Origin of the sequence: Candidatus Paralachnospira sp. LCP21S3_A2 (assembly GCF_052118925.1) — a bacterium.
In the GTDB taxonomy this organism is placed as follows: Bacteria; Bacillota; Clostridia; order Lachnospirales; family Lachnospiraceae; genus Lientehia.
This window is the reverse complement of record NZ_JBQKGG010000008.1, coordinates 1-21,362: the sequence shown is the minus strand read 5'-3', so window position 1 is coordinate 21,362 and position 21,362 is coordinate 1. Positions and strand designations below refer to the sequence as shown.

The following is a 21,362-nucleotide window of genomic DNA, read 5'->3' as shown; positions in this document are numbered from 1 at the left end:
GCACATACTGAGAGGGTAATCCGGCAACAAATCAGAACAGGAGTGCAGAAAAATGGAAAATCAGAAGAGGTATGATGTGATCGTGATCGGCGGCGGCCCGGCGGGACTGACCGGAGCCATGTATCTGGCGCGTGCCAAAAAGCGGGTTCTGGTACTGGAAAAGCAATACTTCGGCGGACAGATCGCACTGACGGACGAGGTGGTAAATTATCCGGGGATTGAGCGAATCTCCGGAGCAGAGCTGACAAACGTGATGAAGCGGCAGGCCGCGCAGTTCGGAGCGGAGTTTCTTCAGGCTGAGGTAAAGAAGGCTTCGGTAAATGGGGAAGAGAAACAGGTGGAAACAGGAAAAGAAATCCTGCGGAGCCGTGGGCTTCTGATCGCGTCCGGTTCACATCCAAAACGGGTCGGATTCGAGGGAGAAACCGAGTTTACCGGAAAAGGTGTTTCCTATTGTGCCGTCTGTGACGGGGCATTTTATAAAGGAAAGCCGGTGGTTGTGATCGGCGGCGGGCTGTCTGCTGTGCAGGAAAGTCTGTTTTTGACCAGGTTTGCCAGCCATGTGACCATGCTGATCCGCCGTGACCGGTTTTCCTGTCCGGAGGCACTGGCAAAACAGGTCATAAAACATGAGAATATCACAGTACTGTTTCAGTGTGAGGCAGTCCGGGCAGAGGGCAATGAGCTGGTGACAAAGCTGTGGTATCGCGATCAGAAAAGCAGAATCCTTCATTCCGTATCGTCCGAAACCGGAATCGGTGTATTTGTATTTGCAGGCTATGAGCCGGAAACCTCATTTTTAAAAGGGCAGCTTCCGACCGATAAAAATGGATATTTGCTCACCGATGAAACCGGAAACCTGGGATTTCCACTGGTCTATGCTGCTGGTGATGTGCGAAAAAAGCAGGTTCGCCAGGTGACAACTGCCGTCGGAGACGGAGCGGCCGCCGCCGCAGCGATGACAGAGGAACTGGGATAATGGGAGCAGTTGAGAAAACTTCATCTGGAAAAACTCCCGTATTTCTGCTATGATATGGAAGATACGAAGGGCAGGCAGTGCAGAGTAATCCGGTATCTGCGAAGGCAAATGAATTCAAAAGAGGAACGGAGCATGGCAGAGAAACAATATTTTGAATACGGCGAGACAGAGCTTTCTTACCTTCGAAAGAAAGATTCCAGGCTTTGTGCGGTGATCGATCAGATTGGAATGATCCGGCGGGAAGCAGATCCGGATCTGGTATCCTCGGTGGTCCATCACATCGTCGGCCAGCAGATTTCCACAAAGGCCCAGGCGACGATCTGGGGACGGATGCAGGACGCACTGGGCGAGGTGAATGCGGAAACACTTCTGGATGCGGGCATTCCGAAGCTTCAGTCCCTTGGAATTACCTTTCGAAAGGCGGAATACATCTGTGATTTCGCGGAAAAGGTGAAAAGCGGGGAGTTTGACCCGGAGGCGGTCTGCCGGATGGACGATGAAGCGGCGATCCGGTCACTGAGTACATTAAAAGGAATCGGTGTCTGGACGGCGGAGATGATTTTACTGTTCTGCCTGCAGCGGCCGGATATTTTCAGCTATGATGATCTTGCTATTCAGCGGGGGCTGCGCATGGTATATCATCATCGAGCCATTGACCGGAAGCTTTTTGAGAAATACCGGAGGCGGTTCAGCCCGTACTGCAGCACGGCAAGCTTATATCTGTGGGCAGTTTCCGGCGGTGCGGTTCCCGGCATGCGGGATTATAAGCCGAAAAATCCGGGAAGGCAGCGGCAGACGATAAAATGATACAGGACGGTTTGAAATAAGGAGAACGACCATGTATGAGACAGCATATCAAAGACTGGAAGAAAGCCTGACGGATCTGGTGGCAGAGGAGCAGGCAAAGCTGGGATACCGAAAGGAAGAGATCCGGTTATATTATCCCTTATCGACCTTAAACCACTTTTTTGCGGCACAGTTTTCAGCGGAGGAAATGCAGGAGGCACTGATCGGATTTTCGGACGCGTCCGGTGAGCGGCTGGGGAAGACGACCGTGACTCATAAGGCAGAACGGTTCTGCTTTCATTTATCACCGGAAGCTTCGGAGTATGTCCATGAGCAGAAAGCGAAAAATGAATTCATTGAGCAGCTGGTGGCACTTCTCAGCCGCCATGATATTACATTGGAGCAGATAACGGCGTTTTTTAAATCCTGGGATGAAGCCTGTGAGGTGGAGCCGGTGAATAACGGCGAGTTTGATATCCTGATCCGGTTCCGTGGCAGAGATGACCGCTACTATTACTGTTTTAAGGACGAAGGCTGTCATATTATTTATCATCGGTTCCTGCCGGAAGATTATGAGGATTTCGGATTTTAAGAAAAGAGAGGCAGAAAGTATGAACGGAACCATAGAAGAGTATCAGACAAAACCAAAGGCATTGACAGGATTGGAAATGGAACAATTACATAAGGAGCTGCTTTCGGAGATCGGTTCGGATGCGGATGGACAGGAGCTTTATGAGGAGCTTCTGGAAACAGCCGTCCGTTATGCGGCAATCCGTGCAGGCTGGAGCCTGTTGAGTCCCAAAGAGCGCACGGAGCAGGATCCCGGACGTACCTCCTGTCATAATTCAGTAATCACCCATCTGAACATGCTTGCACGGTATGAACGGCAGCAGGGAAAAGAGGCCGCCTGGCGGGAACAGCTGGGATATGAGGAGGATGACACCAATAACCGGAAGGCCATGGGAGACTTCGCCTGCTATCTGGCATTTGTAAACGCACTGCTGGCACGGTAGAAAAGAACCGGAAAGAATCAAAAAAGCCCGGAAACCATTGATTTTCCGAGCTTTTTCCATATGGAGCATAGGGGATTCGAACCCCTGGCCTCAACAATGCGAATGTTGCGCGCTCCCAACTGCGCTAATGCCCCTCACGCTTATTTATTTTAGCACAATCTTGGAAAATGTAAAGAAAAAATTCAGTTCGTATGACAGAAAAAAATACAGTTCCTTTCCCATAAGGTCATCCAGCCGGGGCATGAAACCTGCCGTCCGTCGCAGTACTGGGTGAGGATCGGCTGTTTGACATCGGGCCGGGAGAGGTAATCGCTGAAGATCTCGTCAACGATGACAGAGATGCTTTCAAAGATATTGCGTCCGTAGATCCACTTGTGATCGTAGGCCGTGGAGGAGGTAATGGTGAAATCGTAGCCACGGTTCCGGTAGAACTCCGTGTAGACCCGGTTCATGGTGAAGGACATGATCGCCAGCACATTGGCGGTGATGGCAGCTTCGGGCCAGTTGGCATAGATTTCGCTGGAGGCTACATTTTTAATGTAGTCTTTATAAGGAACATAATAATTTTTTGCGGAAGAATTGGTGGGAGCGCCGTCGTGGACAATGATGGTCTCCGGTGTGACGACGCGGCTTAAAACAATGCTTCCGCTTTCGGCGATAGGTTTTACCTCCGGTTCGGCAATCTTCGGCGGATAAAAGCCGTAGAGGGTATGATCGGGAATCTGGATCACCGGAGCGGCGCCTTCGTCTTCGGACAGAGGACGGAGACGGATATTTTGGAGAGCCTCAGCTTCCGGGAGAACCTCGGTGCCCTCGACAGTCTGAGATTCATAGCCGGGAGCAGAGACCGTAATGGTGAATTCGGCATAGGGGCGCGATTCACCCGGCTCCATGCTGTATTCCAGCGGCGGTGTGCCGACGGTGATCTCTTCTGTCTGTCCGGAGGTGTCGGTGCGGAGCTCTTCAACGGGCCGTTCCTCCGGTCCGGTTCTGGTGATCCGGACCTTGGCGCCGGATATGGGAAAATTATTCTGGGCGGAAAGGACAGAAACGGAAAGCTGCCCGCTGTCCACGGGATCGGTCTGCGCAAGTCTCAGTTTCAAGGGAAAATCTCCACAGGTTTGTTTCTATTAAAATATGGAAATCATCCGGGATCTGTGCTATGATAAGAAAAGCAAATGAGACAGCAGCGGTTCGGAGAAAAACAGAATCGGTCGCAGATCGGAATCGCCGCAGACATTCCGGGAAAAAGGGCTTGCATTGTAGAGCACGTTGTGGTAGAATCTTTACAATTTGAGCTTAAGTTGGTGAATGCGCGGTTTCCGCGCATTTTGCAGGACTACGAAAGGAAACGGTGGACTAATGAACGCATTTCTAATATTAGAAGATGGAACCGTCTTTTCCGGCACCAGTATCGGTTCGGCAAAAGAAATCATCAGTGAAATTGTTTTTAATACTTCAATGACAGGATATCTTGAAGTTCTTACAGACCCTTCTTATGCCGGACAGGCAGTAGTAATGACGTATCCCCTGATTGGTAATTATGGAATTTGTTATGAAGATATGGAATCGGAACGTCCCTGGCCTGATGGCTATATCGTGAGAGAGCTTTCCAGAATGCCCAGCAATTTCCGGTGCGAGGATACGATTCAGAATTTCCTGGAGAAGCATGATATTCCCGGAATCGCCGGGATCGATACCAGAGCTTTGACGAAGATCCTGAGAGAAAAGGGTACCATGAACGGAATGATCACGACCAATGAAAATTATGACCTGGATGAGATCCTTCCGAAGATCAAGGCGTATACGCCTACCGGTGTTGTCCGGAGGACCACCTGTAAGGAAAAATATGTGCTGGAGGGGGACGGTCCCAGAGTGGCGCTTCTGGACCTTGGGGCGAAGCGCAATATCGCCCGTTCCTTAAATGAGCGCGGCTGCCGGGTAACGGTTTATCCTGCTTACACCACAGCGGCAGAGATCATCGCCGATGCACCGGACGGAATCATGCTTTCCAACGGCCCCGGAGATCCCAAGGAGTGTGTGGAGATCATCGCCGAGATCAGGAAGCTTTATGATACCGATATTCCGATCTTTGCCATCTGCCTCGGTCATCAGCTCATGGCGCTGGCAACCGGCGGAGACACCTATAAGATGAAGTACGGCCACAGAGGCGGAAACCACCCGGTAAAGGATCTGGCCACCGGAAGAGTCTATATTTCGTCCCAGAACCATGGCTATGTGGTGGATACCGATTCTCTGGATGAAAAGATTGCGGTACCGGCGTTTGTGAATGTCAACGACAAGACAAACGAGGGTCTTGCTTACACGGGAAAGAACATTTTTACGGTTCAGTTCCACCCCGAGGCATGCCCCGGACCGAGAGATTCGGCGTATCTGTTTGACCGTTTCTTAAAGATGATGGAGGTGAATGACTAATGCCTAAGAATCCTGACATTAAAAAAGTACTTGTAATCGGCTCCGGCCCCATCGTCATCGGCCAGGCTGCAGAGTTCGACTATGCCGGTACCCAGGCATGTCGTTCCTTAAAAGAAGAGGGCGTTGAGGTTGTTCTGCTGAATTCCAATCCGGCGACCATTATGACCGATAAAGACATCGCAGATGAAGTTTATATTGAGCCCCTGACCGTTCCGGTTCTGGAGAAGCTCATTGAAAAAGTAAAGCCTGACAGCATTCTGCCGACCCTGGGCGGCCAGGCAGGACTGAACCTTGCCATGGAGCTGGCTGACTCCGGTTATCTGGAAAGTCACAACGTAAAGCTGATCGGTACCACACCGGAGACGATTAAAAAGGCAGAAGACCGACAGGAATTCAAGGATACCATGGAGAAGATCGGTGAGCCCTGTGCGGCATCTCTGGTCGTTCATGATGTTCAGGCAGGTATTGATTTTGCCAGTGAGATTGGCTATCCGGTTGTTCTGCGTCCGGCTTATACCCTTGGAGGAAGCGGCGGCGGTATCGCGGATAATGAAGAGGAGCTGATCGAAATCCTCCAGAACGGTCTGCGTCTGTCCCGTGTAGGCGAGGTATTGGTAGAGCGGTGTATCGCCGGATGGAAAGAGATCGAGTACGAAGTAATGCGTGACGGAAATGGAAATGTGATCACCGTCTGCAATATGGAAAACATTGACCCTGTCGGTGTTCATACCGGTGACAGTATTGTTGTGGCACCGTCTCAGACCCTGGGAGATAAAGAATACCAGATGCTCCGAAGCGCCGCACTGAATATTATTGATGAGTTAAAGATCACCGGCGGATGTAATGTACAGTTTGCTCTTCATCCGGAGAGCTTTGAATACTGTGTTATTGAGGTAAATCCCCGTGTAAGCCGTTCTTCGGCTCTGGCCTCCAAAGCGACCGGCTATCCCATCGCCAAGGTGGCAGCAAAGATCGCGCTGGGCTACACGCTGGACGAGATTCCCAATGCCATCACCGGAAAGACGTATGCAAGCTTCGAGCCCATGCTGGACTACTGCGTGGTAAAGCTGCCCCGCCTGCCGTTCGATAAGTTCATCAGTGCCAAGAGAACGCTGACGACTCAGATGAAGGCAACCGGTGAGGTTATGAGTATCTGCACCAACTTTGAAGGCGCCCTCATGAAGGCCATCCGTTCTCTGGAGCAGCATGTGGACAGCCTGTTAAGTGTGGACTTCACCAAGGATACCGACGAAGAGTTAACGGAGCGTCTCCATGTGGTAGATGACCGCCGGATCTATGTGATTGCGGAGGCACTGCGCCGCGGATTCTCCTATGACCTGATCCATGATATTACAAAGATCGACAAGTGGTTTATTGATAAGATCGCCATCTTGACTGAGATGGAGAAGCGCCTTGCCGGAGAGCCGTTAACGAAGGAACTTCTGGCAGAGGCAAAACGGATTGAGTTCCCCGATAATGTGATCGGAAAGCTTACCGGAAAGACAGAAAAAGAGATTAAGGCGCTGCGGAACGAGTATGGCATTCATGCGGCGTTCAAGATGGTTGATACCTGCGCGGCTGAGTTTGCGGCAGAAACTCCGTATTACTATTCCTGCTTTGGCAGTGAGAACGAAGCTGCAGGCGAGCGTACCAAAAAGAAGGTTCTCGTCCTCGGCTCCGGCCCCATCCGGATCGGCCAGGGTATCGAGTTTGACTTCTGCTCCGTTCACAGTACCTGGGCGTTCAGCGAAGCCGGCTATGAGACCATTATCATCAACAATAATCCGGAGACGGTAAGTACCGACTTTGATATTGCCGATAAGCTGTATTTTGAGCCGCTGACTCCCGAGGATGTGGAGAACGTGGTTGAGCTTGAAAAGCCTGACGGAGCTGTGGTTCAGTTCGGCGGCCAGACAGCCATCAAGCTGACAGAAGCACTGATGAAGATGGGCGTTCCGATCCTTGGAACCTCCGCAGAGGATGTTGATGCGGCAGAGGACCGTGAGCTTTTTGACCGGATCCTGGAGGAATGCTGTATTCCGAGACCGGCGGGACATACCGTATTTACCTGTGAGGAAGCCATCAGGGCAGCACATGATCTGGGCTACCCGGTTCTGGTTCGTCCTTCCTACGTACTGGGCGGACAGGGTATGCAGATCGCCATCAACGATCAGGATATCACCGAGTTCATCGGTGTCATCAACCGGATCGCACAGGAGCATCCGATTCTGGTAGACAAGTATCTCATCGGAAAAGAGATCGAGGTTGATGCGGTATGTGACGGTGAGGATGTTCTGATTCCCGGTATCATGGAGCATATTGAGCGTGCCGGAATCCATTCCGGTGACAGTATCTCTGTATATCCGGCACAGAGCCTGAGTGATAAGACAAAGAGAGTCATCGAAGATTATACAAGAAAGCTGGCAAGAGCGCTTCATGTACGGGGCCTCATCAATATCCAGTTCATTGTGAGCAACGAAGAGGTTTATGTCATTGAGGTGAACCCCCGTTCTAGCCGTACGGTTCCTTATATCAGCAAGGTGACCGGTATTCCTATCGTAAAGCTTGCAACGCAGGTGATCATCGGTTCTACGATTAAGGATCTGGGATATGAGCCCGGACTGCAGCCGGAGGCAGATTATATCGCTATTAAGATGCCGGTATTCTCCTTTGAGAAGATCCGCGGCGCAGATATCGGACTGGGCCCGGAAATGAAATCCACCGGTGAGTGTCTCGGTATTGCAAAGACCTTTAATGAGGCACTTTACAAGGCGTTCCTCGGTGCAGGCTTCAACCTGCCCAAGACCAAGAAGATGATCATGACGGTAAAGGATGCTGACAAGCTGGAGGCCGTTGACATCGGACGCCGGTTCGCAGCCCTCGGCTATAAGATCTATGCCACAAGAAGCACGGCGAAGGTTCTCAATGAGAACGGCGTAAAGGCCATCAAGATCAATAAGCTGGAGCAGGAGTCTCCCAACCTTCTTGACCTGATCCTGGAGCATGACATCGATCTGGTTATCGATACGCCTAATCAGGGAGCAGCGAAGAGCCATGACGGCTTTGTGATCCGCCGGAATGCCATTGAGACTGGTGTGAATGTTCTGACAGCCATAGATACGGCAAAGGCACTGGTTACCAGCCTGGAAAACCGGGAGGACGGCCTGACACTGATTGATATTGCGACAGTAAAGAGCAGGGGAAAGGCAGAATAGGAGCGTGGTTATGAAACAGGAAAGCTGGGGAAGGAGAGTCTGGAGACTGCTTTATCCGGGACTTGTATACTACGGTATCTGTTTCTTTGTGCAGACCCTTGTAACTCTGTATATCTCGTTTCAGACCATTGCAGGCTATGATTCGGCGAGTCTGAGCAGCCAGATGAACGAGATATTTAATGAAATATTAAACCGGACGCTTTCTGTGGCGCTGGAGCTCCAGGTGATCGGAGCGGCACTTACCCTGCCGCTTCTGATCCTGTTTTACCGCATGGACCGGAAACGGGATCGGATCGCCGGAAGAGAGCACTGCTATACAAAGGTTTCGGCTCCGCTGTTTGTACTGATCGCGGTGCTTGGTGCCGTGACCTGCCTTGCGGGAAACAATCTGATCATGGTGAGCGGCCTTTACAGCGTGTCCAGCGCTTATGATGAGGTTTCCGAGGTTCTTTACGGCGGAAAGCTTGTGCTGGAGTTTGTGGGACTGGGATTTCTGATCCCCATTGTGGAGGAACTCATTTTTCGTGGTCTCATTTATCGGAGACTCCGGGAGTATACCAGTCTGGGGACCGGTGCGGTGCTCAGTGCACTGATCTTCGGTATTTATCACGGAAATCTGGTGCAGGGTGTGTATGCGTTCCTTCTGGGACTTCTGTTTATCTATGTGTATGAGCGGTATCATACTATGGCGGCACCGATCCTGTTCCATATGGCGGCAAACCTTTTGTCTGTGCTGGGATCGGAGACGGGAGCACTTGACTGGATGTACGGTTCCCTCGGTGTGTTCTGGGGAGTGACGGTGATCTGCTGTTTGCTGATTGTTGTGATGGTTTATCTGATCGAACGGTTTGTTCATTCAACGGAAATCCTGCCGGAGACGCCTCCGGTCATGGAAGACGGGCAGACCGGAAATACGCCTGTTGATCCGCAGTAAAGGCATCTGTTCCATAAAAAGCGGCTTCTTCCCGGATTTGCGGGAGGGAGCCGTTTTCAGATAAGGAGGAAACATGAAGAATTGCAGAACAAAAGGAAACGATTCTATGGCGGGAAAACGAACGGCGGTCTGCTTTATGCTGTCTCTTCTTTTGTTTGCCTCTGCCTGTGCCTTTCCGGGAAAAGGCAGTAATTCCGGCGAAACCGCTGTGGCCGGAGGAAATCAGGCGGCGGAAAGCAGTGCCGCAGCCGAAGAATCGGACTGGCGGCTTATTTTGGTGAACCGGTGGAATCCGCTGCCGTCGGATTACCAGTTTGAGAAGGAGGAGCTTTCCGGCGGACAGGCCGTGGATGCAAGAATTTATCCGGAGCTTCAGCAGATGTTTGACGATGCGAGAGCCGAGGGAGTTACGCCTCATATTTCCTCCTCCTACCGGACAAATACCGAGCAGCAGGAGATCATGGATGATAAGATTGCCGAGTATGAAGCCCAGGGCTATTCTGCAGACGAGGCAAAAACCGCCGCTGAGGAATGGGTGGCGATCCCCGGAACCAGCGAGCATGAGTTGGGTCTTGCGGTGGATATCACCACCAACAACTGGGAAACCCAGGACGCCAACATTGTCTGGGACTGGCTCAATGAGAACTGCTGGAAATACGGCTTTATCCGCCGTTATCCGGAGGACAAGACCGATATCACCGGCGTCATCAACGAGCCGTGGCATTACCGGTATGTGGGGAAAGAAGCCGCAAAAGAAATCATGGAGCAGGGGATCTGTCTGGAGGAGTATCTGGGCAAACAGTAGGAAATTTTGGAATCGACGCCCCGAGCTGCTTCCAAGCCCGCCAGCAGGCACATATCGAAGCTGCCTCTGTCGTGCATGGAAAGCAGCACGGGGCTGGCTATTGCGGGAATCAATCTGTTTGCATGGAGAATCGATTATTATGATTAGAAAGTTACAGAAAGTAGATCTAAATGAGGTTGCTGATATATGGTTAAAGACCAATCGGAAAGCACATTTTTTTATTTCAGACCAATATTGGATAAGTAATTATGAATTTGTCGGCTAAGCCATTTAAAGGCCGGCGTTGTATGGAATTTTGCGGACCGCCTCAGACGGAAGAAGCAGAATGTTATACCTGCCGGCCTTCTATGGTTCATTTTCTATGGTTATTCGGTAAAGGTATATCGAACGGAGTAGCCGTGGGAATCTCCGGTGACGATGATGGTGTCGCCGTCCTCGTTCTGGAACTGCTCCAGGATCGGAAATAATCCGTGTTCGTTTACATATGCTTCAGGGCTTTCGGCCTCAGCTTCAATGATTTCCTTCTGAGCGTGCTTTGTGCCGCCGCAGGGGTTAATGGATTCGATGATGATTTCATATTCGTGCATGATAGAGTCCTCCTGGAACGATTGATCAATTTATTACAGGAATTATAAAGGATTTTCCGAAAAAAATCAAAGGGATTTTCGCATGTAATTTATGTTTTTTTACAGGTACAATCATGTCCGTGGAGGATATCAATTGTATTAGACAGGAGAAAATACTGGGAAAAAGCCGAAATAAGACAGACAATACAAGATATAAATAATAAAATTCAAATAATCAGACAATTAAGCAAAAAGTTTTTATTTACAATCGAAAACAACAGGTGTATGATAATGCACAAGTCAAAACGAGACAGGAACGAAGCATAAGCAGGCGGAGGAACCGTCCCGGACGCGTTTTTGCATAACAGGATATGATCAGACACAAAGGAGTGCCGTAAAACGGAATCGGAAACGATTTGGTTTTGCAGGCACTTTTTTATTTCATAGGAAAGTTCGTCTTATGAATAAAACGTGCAATTGATCAGGAGAAAATTGCAAAACGAATCTGAACAGAGAAAGGAAGCTGACTATGGAAGGAAACCAAGCGGTACAGGCAAAGGAACAACGAATGGTGCCCGGTCTTTACGAGGAGCGCTTTGAGCATGATAACTGCGGAATCGGCGCGGTTGTGAATATTAAAGGCATCAAGACTCATAAGACGGTGGATAACGCGCTGAAGATCGTGGAAAACCTGGAGCATCGTGCAGGAAAGGATGCGGAGGGAAAGACCGGAGACGGTGTCGGAATCCTTTTGCAGATTTCCCATAAGTTTTTCAAAAAAGCGGCGGCGCAGTGCGGAATCACCCTCGGTGATGAGCGGGAGTACGGTGTCGGCATGTTTTTCTTTCCACAGGATGAATTATCCAGAGCCCAGGCGAAGAAGATGTTTGAGATCATTGTGGAGAAGGAGGGCATGAAGTTTCTCGGCTGGAGAAGGCTTCCCATCAATGAAGGAATCCTTGGCAAGCGGGCACTGGACTGTATGCCCTGTATCGAGCAGTGCTTTATCGGAAAGCCGGAGGATGTGGAGAAAGGGCTGGATTTCGACCGGAAGCTTTATGTGGCACGCCGGGTTTTTGAACAGAGTAATGATGATACCTATGTGGTATCGCTCTCCAGCCGGACCATCGTTTACAAGGGCATGTTCCTGGTAAAGCAGCTGCGTCTGTTCTTTGAGGATCTTCAGTCGCCTGATTATGAGACGGCTATCGCCGTGATCCATTCCCGGTTCAGTACCAACACGACGCCCAGCTGGATGCGTGCTCATCCGTACCGTCTGATCGTACATAATGGTGAGATCAACACCATCCGCGGCAATGTGGACCGGATGATCGCCAGAGAAGAAAATATGGAATCCGAGTTTACCAAGGAGGAAATGTTAAAGGTCGTTCCGGTGGTCAACGAAAGCGGTTCTGACTCGGCCATGCTGGATAACACCCTGGAATTTCTGGTTATGAGCGGCATGGAGCTTCCGCTGGCAGTAATGATTACCATTCCGGAGCCCTGGGCAAATGACAAATACATGAGCCAGAAGAAGAAGGACTTCTATCAGTATTATGCCACCATGATGGAACCCTGGGACGGTCCTGCATCCATCGTTTTCTCCGATGGTGACCTTCTGGGTGCAGTCCTTGACCGGAACGGTCTGCGGCCTTCCCGGTATTATGTGACAAAGGACGGCTACATGATCCTGGCTTCCGAGGTCGGTGCGCTGGATATTCCTGTGGACAATATTTTAAAGAAAGAACGGCTCCATCCCGGAAAAATGCTTATGGTCGATACGGTGAAGGGCGAGATCATTGACGATGAGGAACTGAAGGAGCGCTACATCAACCGCCAGCCCTACGGCGAGTGGCTGGACAGCAACCTGGTGGAATTAAAGGAGCTGAAGATCCCCAACCAGAAGGTGCCGGGCTTCACCGATGAGGAGCGGGCAAGGCTTCAGAAGGCTTACGGCTACACCTATGAGCAGTATAAGACTATGATCCTGCCCATGGCACGGGACGGTGCAGAGGCGATTTCCTCCATGGGAGCGGACAGTCCCCTGGCGGTTCTTTCCAGACAGCATCAGCCCCTGTTCAATTATTTCAAGCAGCTGTTTGCGCAGGTTACCAACCCGCCCATCGATGCGATCCGTGAGGAGATCGTAACCTCCACATCGGTATACATTGGCTGTGACGGAAACCTGTTAAAGGAATCACCGGAAAACTGCCGGATCTTAAAGGTCAATAACCCGATCTTAACAGATACGGATCTGTTGAAAATCAAAAGCATGAAGGTGGACGGCTTAAAGCCGGTGGTGATCCCGATCATTTATTATAAGAATACTTCCCTGGAGAAGGCACTGGATCATCTGTTCCTGGAGGCAGACCGGGCACACCGGGACGGCGCCAATATCCTGATCCTGTCGGACCGCGGCATTGATGAAAACCATGTACCGATCCCGTCACTCCTGGCTGTTTCGGCGCTGCAGCAGCATCTGGTACGGACCAAGAAGCGGACTTCGGTGGCTATGATCTTAGAGAGCGGCGAGCCGAGAGAGGTTCATCATTTTGCAACGCTGCTGGGCTACGGCGCCTGTGCCATCAATCCGTATCTGGCTCATGAGTCGATCCGTCATCTGATCGATTCGAACATGCTGGACAAGGATTATTACGCTGCTGTGGCCGATTATGATTCCGCAGTACTCCATGGGATCGTGAAGATCGCGTCCAAGATGGGCGTTTCCACGATTCAGTCCTATCAGGGATCCCAGATCTTTGAGGCAGTGGGTATTTCCAAGGAGGTTATCGACCGTTACTTTACCGATACGGTGAGCCGGGTCGGCGGCGTGACCTTAAAGGATATCGCGGCAGATGTGGATGCCCTCCATTCGGCGGCCTTCGATCCGCTGGGGTTACAGGTGGATCTGACCCTGGAGAGTGTAGGAAGTCATAAATCCCGTGCCGGAAAAGAGGAGCATTTATACAATCCCAAGACGATCCATCTGCTCCAGGAATCCACAAAGACCGGAAATTATGAGATGTTCAAGGAATATTCGGAGCTGCTCCATGAGGAGCGCAAGCCCATGAACCTCCGCGGGCTTCTGGATTTCAATTATCCGGAGAAGGGCATTCCCATCGACGAGGTGGAGAGTGTGGATTCTATTGTGAAACGATTTAAGACCGGAGCCATGTCCTATGGTTCTATCTCCCAGGAGGCCCATGAGACGCTGGCGCTTGCCATGAATGCGATCCATGGAAAGTCCAACACCGGTGAGGGCGGCGAGGCACTGGAGCGTCTGGCTACGAAGGGAATCATCGGACAGGACCGCTGTTCGGCCATCAAGCAGGTAGCATCTGCAAGGTTTGGTGTAACATCCAGATTTTTAGTCAGTGCGGATGAGATTCAGATCAAGATGGCACAGGGGGCAAAACCCGGAGAGGGCGGCCAGCTTCCCGGCAAAAAGGTATATCCCTGGGTGGCAAAAACAAGACACTCAACGCCTGGTGTGGGCCTGATCTCCCCGCCGCCTCATCATGATATCTATTCTATCGAGGATCTGGCACAGCTGATCTATGATCTGAAAAATGCCAATAAAAATGCAAGGATTTCCGTAAAGCTGGTTTCCGAGGCCGGTGTGGGAACGGTTGCGGCCGGTGTAGCAAAGGCCGGAGCCCAGGTAATCCTGATCTCCGGATTTGATGGCGGAACCGGTGCGGCGCCCAGAAATTCCATTTACAACGCCGGACTTCCCTGGGAGCTGGGACTTTCGGAGACCCATCAGACGCTGATCATGAACGGGCTTCGCGACAAGGTGATCCTGGAAACAGATGGAAAGCTGATGAACGGACGCGATGTGGTGATCGCCGCGCTGCTGGGCGCTGAGGAATTCGGTTTTGCAACGGCTCCTCTGGTGACTATGGGCTGTGTCATGATGCGGGTCTGCAACCTGGACACTTGTCCGGTGGGCATTGCGACCCAGAATCCGGAGCTGAGAAAGCGGTTCCGCGGCAAGCCGGAGTACGTGATCAACTTCATGCACTTTGTGGCACAGGAGCTGCGGGAGTACATGGCAAAGCTGGGTGTCCGCACGGTGGATGAGCTGGTTGGACGTACTGACTTATTAAAGGTAAAGAGTGAGTTGGATTTTGACCGCGCAAAGACCGTGGATATGTCCAGAATTCTGGATAACCCCTATGTGGGAACAAAGCTGGCCGGTTATCATCATAAAAAAGTATATAATTTTGAGCTTCAGAAGACGCTGGATGAACGGGTGCTGGTTAAGAAGCTGCTTCCTGCACTGGAGGCCGGACAGAAGCGCAGCATCGAGGTAGACATCAAGAATACCGATCGGACCTTCGGAACCATGTTCGGCGCAGAAATCACGAGGCATTATCCGGAGGGACTGCCGGAGGATACCTTTACGGTGAAGTGTAACGGCAGCGGCGGTCAGAGCTTCGGAGCCTTTATCCCGGCAGGGCTGACACTGGAAGTGGAGGGTGACAGCAACGATTACTTCGGAAAGGGCTTATCCGGCGGTAAGCTGGTGATCTATCCGCCCCAGGGTGCTGTCTTCCGGGCAGATGAAAATATCATTATCGGCAACGTGGCTCTTTACGGTGCTACCGGCGGAAAGGCTTATATCAGCGGCCTTGCCGGTGAGCGGTTCGCCGTGAGAAATTCCGGAGCCAGAGCCGTTGTGGAAGGTGTGGGAGACCATGGCTGTGAGTACATGACCGGCGGCTGTGTGGTGGTTCTCGGAAAGACCGGGAAGAACTTTGCCGCAGGCATGAGCGGCGGAATCGCCTACGTGCTGGATGAGGAAAACGATCTGTACCGCAGACTGAACCGGGAGATGGTCTCCATGGAAGAACTGACCAACAAATATGATGTGCTGGAACTGAAAAAGATGATTCAGGATCATGTGGCATACACCAATTCGGAGCGCGGAAAAGAGATTTTGGAGCACTTTGGCGAATACCTTCCGAAATTCAAGAAGATCATTCCTTATGATTATAAGCGGATGCTCAATACCATTGTCCAGATGGAAGAAAAGGGACTGAGCAGCGAGCAGGCACAGATTGAAGCATTCTTTGCCAATGCAAAGGGTGAAGCGGAAGGAGGACGCTAAAAGATGGGAAAGCCAACTGGATTTCTGGATTATGAACGGGAAAACGGCGTTGTCGTGGCGCCTCTGGAACGGATCAAGAATTTTAAGGAGTTTCATCTGCCGCTCCCGACGAAACAGCAGCGGCTTCAGGGAGCAAGATGTATGGACTGCGGAACGCCGTTCTGCCAGTCTGGAGTGCTGTTTAAGGGAATGGTTTCCGGCTGTCCGCTGAACAACCTGATTCCGGAGTGGAACGATTTGATCTATCATGGAAACTGGAGACAGGCTTATAACCGGCTTCATAAGACCCACTCGTTTCCGGAATTCACCTGCCGGGTCTGCCCGGCGCCCTGCGAGGTGGCATGCACCTGCAACCTGAACGGAAAGCCGATTTCCATTAAGGAAAATGAGATGTGTGTCATCGAAACGGCATATAAAAACGGCTATGTGAAGCCCATGCCGCCGGAAGTCCGCACCGGAAAGCGGGTTGCCGTGATCGGAAGCGGTCCCTCCGGCCTGGCAGCGGCCGATATGCTCAATAAGCGCGGGCACCTGGTAACGGTATTTGAACGGCGGGACCGGATCGGAGGTCTTCTTCGCTACGGAATCCCCAACATGAAGCTGGATAAGTCGATCATCGACCGGAAGCTGGCAATCATGCGGGAAGAGGGCGTGGAGTTTGTGCCAAATACTGATGTAGGAAATACCATGAAAGCGGAGGAAATCCTGAAGCAGTTTGACAGCGTGGTTCTGGCCTGCGGTGCTTCCAATCCGAGAGACATCAAGGTTCCCGGACGAGAGGCAAAGGGTATCTATTTTGCCGTAGACTTTTTGACAGCGACCACCAAGAGCCTGCTGGATTCGGATCTGAAGGACGGAAAATTTATTTCTGCCAAGGGAAAGCGTGTCATGGTCATCGGCGGCGGCGATACCGGAAACGACTGTGTCGGAACCTCGATTCGCCATGGCTGCAAATCCATCGTTCAGCTTGAGATGATGCCGAAACCGCCGGAAACAAGACTTCCGAATAATCCCTGGCCTGAATGGCCCAGGATTCTGAAAACCGATTACGGTCAGGAGGAGGCCATTGCCGTGTTTGGTCATGATCCCCGGATCTACCAGACCACGGTGAAGGAGTTTATTGCCGATGGAAAGGGCAATTTAAAGAAAGCCGTTCTGGTGAAGCTGGAGCCGAAAAAGGACGAAAAGACGGGACGCATGAACATGGTTCCTGTCGCCGGAAGCGAGGAGACCATCGATGTGGATCTTGTCCTCATCGCTGCAGGCTTTCTGGGCAGCCAGTCCTATGTGACAAAGGCATTTGGTGTGGAGGTCAGCGAACGGACCAATGTAAAGACTGAGCCCGGCAAGTATCAGACCAGTGTGAAAAACGTTTTTACCGCCGGAGACATGCACCGTGGCCAGTCTCTGGTCGTCTGGGCGATCCGCGAAGGGCGTGAAGTAGCAAGAGCCGTGGATGAGAGTCTGATGGGCTATTCCAATCCGGTGTAGAAGTGAAAGAAATATAGAAAATGAGATTCAGGCAGACTGCGCTATCCCAAGAACGATACGCAGTCTGTTTTTTATTCGAAATATTCCACCTGATTGACGACCTGAAACTCCAGCTTCTGATACAGCTCCCATGCGGCGGTGTTTCGTGTAGACACCTGCAAAAGCAGATTCTGGTTTTCCGGAATCCGGGAGAGAACATGGTTCAGGGTCTGAGCGGCCAGTCCCTGGCGCCGGAACGCCGGGAGGATTCCCAGCCCCATAAAATAAAAGGATTTTCCTCCGGAGGTAAGATGATAAAGTCCTACAGGTTCCGATCCGAGAAATAATAAAAATGAGTTTGTGGCGGGATCGGAGAGAAGCGTGTCCATGTATCCGACAGCCTCTTCTTCCGTCATAAAACCGGGGGTTCCGGGGAGAAAGGAACCGAGATGAAGCCGGATCAGAAGCTCCCGGTCGGAAGCTTTGGCGGGGCGGATGGAGAAATCGGATGGAAGGCTTGTTCCCACAGATCCTGGATGGCTCATCATACATTCCCGGAACGACAGGGAAAGATGATGGTGCCGGCAAAAGGAGGCCGTATCGGGATCTTCGGAAAGTCCCTGGTACAGAAAATAAAGAGGCTGGAAGCGTTTTTCCGCCTCTTTTTTTGCAGCGGATAACAGTCTGGAAAAATAGCCGCGATGACGCTCGGCAGGATCCGTGAAGCCGGAAATTTCAACAGTATCACCATCGGGGCAGAATACGGAAAGGAAACTGAGCAGTTTTCCGTTGGCTTCAAAGGTCAGATAGAAGGTGTCCTCATAGACCTCACCTTCCTCCGGAAGCACCAGGCTGAGCTGGGCAGATGAAACCGGAACGGCAGAAAGACAGCGGTCGTGAAGTCCTTTGATCTGTCGGCATTGGCGGTCGTTTAAGGTGTTGTGAAGAAACACTGACATAATTCAGAGAGCTCCTTTTTATAAAAACACCAGAACTGTATCAAAAGCAGCTCCGGATGAAACAGGTTTCATGTTTACATGATCCAGGAAAGAATACCGGTGGACTGTAAAAAGAGGATCAGCATCATAGCGGGGACAACATAGCGGATCATGACCCGGTACAGTCTCTTGCGGCGGAAGGTATGACCGTTTTGCTCCATTTCTTCGATGACATAGTCCGGCTTTTTGATCCAGCCGATGAGGATCGTGGAGAGCAGGGCGATAAAAGGCATCATGACGCTGTTGCTGATGTAATCGGCGATGTCCAGAAGCTGGCCGACGGATCCATTGGGAAGCGTTGCTTCAAAATAGAAGATACTGTAACCGAGGGCGATCACCGCGGAAGCAGCCAGATAGATAACGGCCAGAACCAGGACGGTCTTTTTCCGGCTGGAATGAAAAATTTCCATGCAGTTTGCGGTGATGGATTCCAGCACGGAAATGCAGGAGGTCAGGGTTGCAAAAATCGCGGCGATGAAAAACAGTGCACCGACAATGATCCCGGCCGTTCCCATGGCATTAAACACCTTCGGCAGGGAAACAAACATCAGGCTGGGGCCGACTCCCATACCGTCCGTACCGGAAAAGACAAAGACGGCGGGAATGATCATGGCGCCGGCAATCAGTGCAACACCGGTATCAAACAGCTCGATCCGGTTGACGGCTTTTCCCAGATTAACCTCCGGCTTCACATAAGAACCGTAGGTGATCATGATGCCCATGGATACGCTCAGCGAGAAGAACAGCTGGCTCATGGCATCCAGAAGAATCTGAAGAAAACGTCCGGGGGTCAGACCCTCCAGATGAGGGGTGATGTAATAAAGAAAGCCTTCCATGCCGGTCCGTACCTGGCCGGAAGCGTCTGTATGCTTCAGGGTCAGGGAGTAGACTGCGATAACAACGACCAGAACCAGCAGGATCGGCATCATGTAGCGCGATACCCGCTCGATTCCGCCCTCCACGCCGTTGTAAACGATGAATGCTGTGACAGCCATGAATAACAGGGCAAAGATCACAGGAGACACCGGAGAGGTGATAAAGGAGGTAAAAAAGTTATCCTGAGCAGCAGCACCGGACTGACCGGTAAGATAAAGGATTGCATACTTCGAGATCCAGCCGCCGATGACTGCGTAATAGGTCATAATGAGAACCGGAACCAGGAATGTCAGGATTCCGAGAAATTTCCATTTGGGATTCATCTGCGTATAGGCGCCGATGGCACTTTGCTTTGTCCGGCGTCCGATGGCAATGTCGGAGGTCAGAAGCGTGAAGCCGAAGGTCAATACAAGAACCAGGTAGATGATCAGAAACAGACCGCCGCCATCCTTGGCTGCCAGATAGGGAAAACGCCAGAGGTTGCCGACACCGACGGCGCTTCCGGCTGCCGCAAGGATAAATCCGATCTGTCCTGAAAAGTGATTTGATTTCTTTTCCATAAATAATTCAGACTCCAATCTATACAGTTTGCTAACCAGTATATCATGTGGTAAGATATTAGGAAAATGAATGATTTTAATGCACTACATAAAAAAAACTTATAGGTGAAAACGATGAAAGAACAAAAAGACCGATATGAAATTTTTTTAAAAGTCTGCGAAACAGGGAGCTTTTCCAGGGCTGCGGAAGCACTTTCCTATACGCAGTCCGCCATCAGCCAGATGATGGCGGGGCTGGAGGAGGAACTGGGCGTGCAGCTGTTTGTCCGGGTCAAGCGGGGCGTGTGCTTAACGGACAACGGAACAAGACTGTTTCCGTACATCCAGGAGATGGTGAACCAGAAAGCGAAGCTCAGGCAGGCAGCCTTCAACATCAACCATAAGATTGAGGGAAAGCTGCGTGTCGGGAGCTTCTCCAGCATCACAGCACTCTGGATGCCAGAGGTAATCCATTTTTTTCATGAGCATTATCCAAAGATCGAAGTAGAAATCCAGGACGGCAACTATAATGAGATCCGGGACTGGATTATTCACGGACAGGTAGACTGCGGATTCCTGTCGGCCATCGTAGCAGATGATCTGACCTTTTATCCTCTGCTTCATGATCCGCTCTGTGCGGTTTTTCCAGAAGGTCATCCGCTGGAAGCAAAAGACAGCGTTACATTGGAGGAACTGTTTCAGTATCCGTTTATCATCGAAACGCCGGGCTGCAGTAATGATATCCAGCATCTGATCGATTCCTGTCCGGTGAAGCCGAAGATCAGTTACCGCTTTCGGGACGATACGCTGATCATGGCATTTTTGCGGAGCCATCTCGGCGTGACCATTTCCCAGGATCTGGTTCTGAAGGCCTTTGCCCATCATGTAGTTTCCCGTCCCCTGGAGCCCTCCTGCTGCCGTACCATCGGGCTGGCATTCTCCAAAACAACCAGCTCTGTTGTGTCGAAGATTTTACTGGAGTATTTGCAGGGAAAGATGAAAAGCAGTTGCAAGTCATAACATAATAAGGCATAATAAAAGAAAATAAACACTAAATAAAAAGAAGACATAAACGAGGAAAGAAACCAGCGAGGATTAAGAAAAAAAGCCTGCATAGCAGGCTTGATCCACACACTGTGGGTTGCTGAACGCAACGATTTGAATTAAATTCGTATTTGAACTTATGATGTAAGTTAGTATGGTACTTAACTTGTAATTTATTGTATAACAGATTGGCTGAAATGTCAACGAGATAACGTGGGGAGGTACATCAGATGGAGAAAAGCTTTGTAGATTACTGTATGGTTTGAGAATGGTATAGGGAATAAAATATTTTGGAGTTGGGACAAAGAATCTCAGCTCCTTTTTATTGCGACAAGGCACTATCCCTGTTAGTAAGCAGTAGAATTCGAGGACTTTCCGCAGAGATATTTTCGTCTGTCACGACAAAACTGTTCAACTGTCTGGTAGAAGGTAAACGGCAGATCAGAAAACGAATGGCAAGTAGAAAATGAAAAAATTCGTTGAATGAATTTTAAAAATCTGATTTGGGTATAGAAACCATAAGTTAGTCATGCAATGGTATACTGAATAGGTATCCTCCTGCAGAAGGAGGTCCTATGGCGAAAGAAG

Annotated in this window: 14 protein-coding genes, 1 tRNA gene and 1 pseudogene; 11 read left to right on the top strand and 5 right to left on the bottom strand. The window is 50.7% G+C overall.

The features are described 5' to 3' along the window. The first annotated feature begins 52 nt into the window (after positions 1-52). From ACTQ3K_RS07505 to ACTQ3K_RS07490, 4 genes are all read left to right on the top strand, one after another. On the top strand, positions 53-979 hold the full coding sequence (locus ACTQ3K_RS07505) for an NAD(P)/FAD-dependent oxidoreductase (protein ID WP_441566982.1): 927 nt from the start codon (positions 53-55) through the stop codon (positions 977-979). A gap of 132 nt (positions 980-1,111) precedes the next feature. After that, entirely contained in the window at positions 1,112-1,786 is a 675-nt protein-coding gene (locus tag ACTQ3K_RS07500; RefSeq protein WP_441566984.1) for a DNA-3-methyladenine glycosylase family protein, read from the top strand. Between the two features lie 31 nt (positions 1,787-1,817). Then, positions 1,818-2,357 carry a DUF3877 family protein gene (locus ACTQ3K_RS07495; protein WP_441566986.1) on the top strand — a complete coding sequence of 180 codons (540 nt, stop codon included), beginning with the start codon at positions 1,818-1,820 and terminating at the stop codon, positions 2,355-2,357. 19 nt (positions 2,358-2,376) lie between these two features. Beyond that, positions 2,377-2,778 (top strand): hypothetical protein, encoded by a 402-nt coding sequence (locus tag ACTQ3K_RS07490; protein WP_441566987.1) that lies wholly within the window; start codon positions 2,377-2,379, stop codon positions 2,776-2,778. A 61-nt stretch (positions 2,779-2,839) separates the two neighbouring features. Here ACTQ3K_RS07490 and ACTQ3K_RS07485 read toward each other — a convergent pair. Together ACTQ3K_RS07485 and ACTQ3K_RS07480 are read right to left on the bottom strand one after the other, a co-directional pair. Next, positions 2,840-2,912 (bottom strand) — tRNA-Ala (locus tag ACTQ3K_RS07485). A gap of 84 nt (positions 2,913-2,996) precedes the next feature. After that, positions 2,997-3,851, bottom strand: a pseudogene (locus ACTQ3K_RS07480) (peptidoglycan-binding protein); the annotation flags it as partial. Between the two features lie 289 nt (positions 3,852-4,140). On the opposite strand from ACTQ3K_RS07480, the gene ACTQ3K_RS07475 reads away from it, so the two are divergent. From ACTQ3K_RS07475 to ACTQ3K_RS07460, 4 genes are all read left to right on the top strand, one after another. Beyond that, a complete protein-coding gene (locus ACTQ3K_RS07475; RefSeq protein ID WP_441566989.1) occupies positions 4,141-5,214 on the top strand; it encodes a carbamoyl phosphate synthase small subunit in 1,074 nt (357 codons plus the stop codon). Continuing rightward, on the top strand, positions 5,214-8,429 hold the full coding sequence (carB, locus tag ACTQ3K_RS07470; RefSeq protein WP_441566991.1) for a carbamoyl-phosphate synthase large subunit: 3,216 nt from the start codon (positions 5,214-5,216) through the stop codon (positions 8,427-8,429). The genes ACTQ3K_RS07475 and carB overlap by 1 nt, the downstream gene beginning before the upstream one ends. A 10-nt stretch (positions 8,430-8,439) precedes the next feature. Further along, a complete protein-coding gene (locus ACTQ3K_RS07465; RefSeq protein ID WP_441566993.1) occupies positions 8,440-9,363 on the top strand; it encodes a CPBP family intramembrane glutamic endopeptidase in 924 nt (307 codons plus the stop codon). Positions 9,364-9,436: 73 nt separating this feature from the next. After that, complete coding sequence (locus tag ACTQ3K_RS07460; protein WP_441566995.1) at positions 9,437-10,168, top strand: M15 family metallopeptidase; 732 nt, start codon at positions 9,437-9,439, stop codon at positions 10,166-10,168. A gap of 365 nt (positions 10,169-10,533) precedes the next feature. On the opposite strand, the gene ACTQ3K_RS07455 is transcribed toward ACTQ3K_RS07460, so the two are convergent. Further along, entirely contained in the window at positions 10,534-10,755 is a 222-nt protein-coding gene (locus tag ACTQ3K_RS07455) for a hypothetical protein (protein WP_441566997.1), read from the bottom strand. A 508-nt stretch (positions 10,756-11,263) separates the two neighbouring features. Between ACTQ3K_RS07455 and gltB the strand changes: the two genes are divergently transcribed. Continuing rightward, positions 11,264-15,847, top strand: a complete 4,584-nt coding sequence (gene gltB / locus ACTQ3K_RS07450) for a glutamate synthase large subunit (protein WP_441566999.1) — start codon at positions 11,264-11,266, stop codon at positions 15,845-15,847. A gap of 3 nt (positions 15,848-15,850) precedes the next feature. Next, the gene (locus ACTQ3K_RS07445; protein WP_441567001.1) at positions 15,851-17,338 is read left to right on the top strand and encodes a glutamate synthase subunit beta; all 1,488 of its coding nucleotides are present in this window, start codon (positions 15,851-15,853) and stop codon (positions 17,336-17,338) included. A gap of 71 nt (positions 17,339-17,409) precedes the next feature. On the opposite strand, the gene ACTQ3K_RS07440 is transcribed toward ACTQ3K_RS07445, so the two are convergent. Beyond that, positions 17,410-18,276 (bottom strand): GNAT family N-acetyltransferase, encoded by an 867-nt coding sequence (locus tag ACTQ3K_RS07440; RefSeq protein ID WP_441567003.1) that lies wholly within the window; start codon positions 18,274-18,276, stop codon positions 17,410-17,412. Between the two features lie 74 nt (positions 18,277-18,350). Beyond that, complete coding sequence (locus ACTQ3K_RS07435; protein WP_441567005.1) at positions 18,351-19,751, bottom strand: sodium-dependent transporter; 1,401 nt, start codon at positions 19,749-19,751, stop codon at positions 18,351-18,353. Between the two features lie 114 nt (positions 19,752-19,865). On the opposite strand from ACTQ3K_RS07435, the gene ACTQ3K_RS07430 reads away from it, so the two are divergent. Continuing rightward, a complete protein-coding gene (locus tag ACTQ3K_RS07430; protein ID WP_441567007.1) occupies positions 19,866-20,750 on the top strand; it encodes a LysR family transcriptional regulator in 885 nt (294 codons plus the stop codon). Positions 20,751-21,362: the final 612 nt, after the last annotated feature.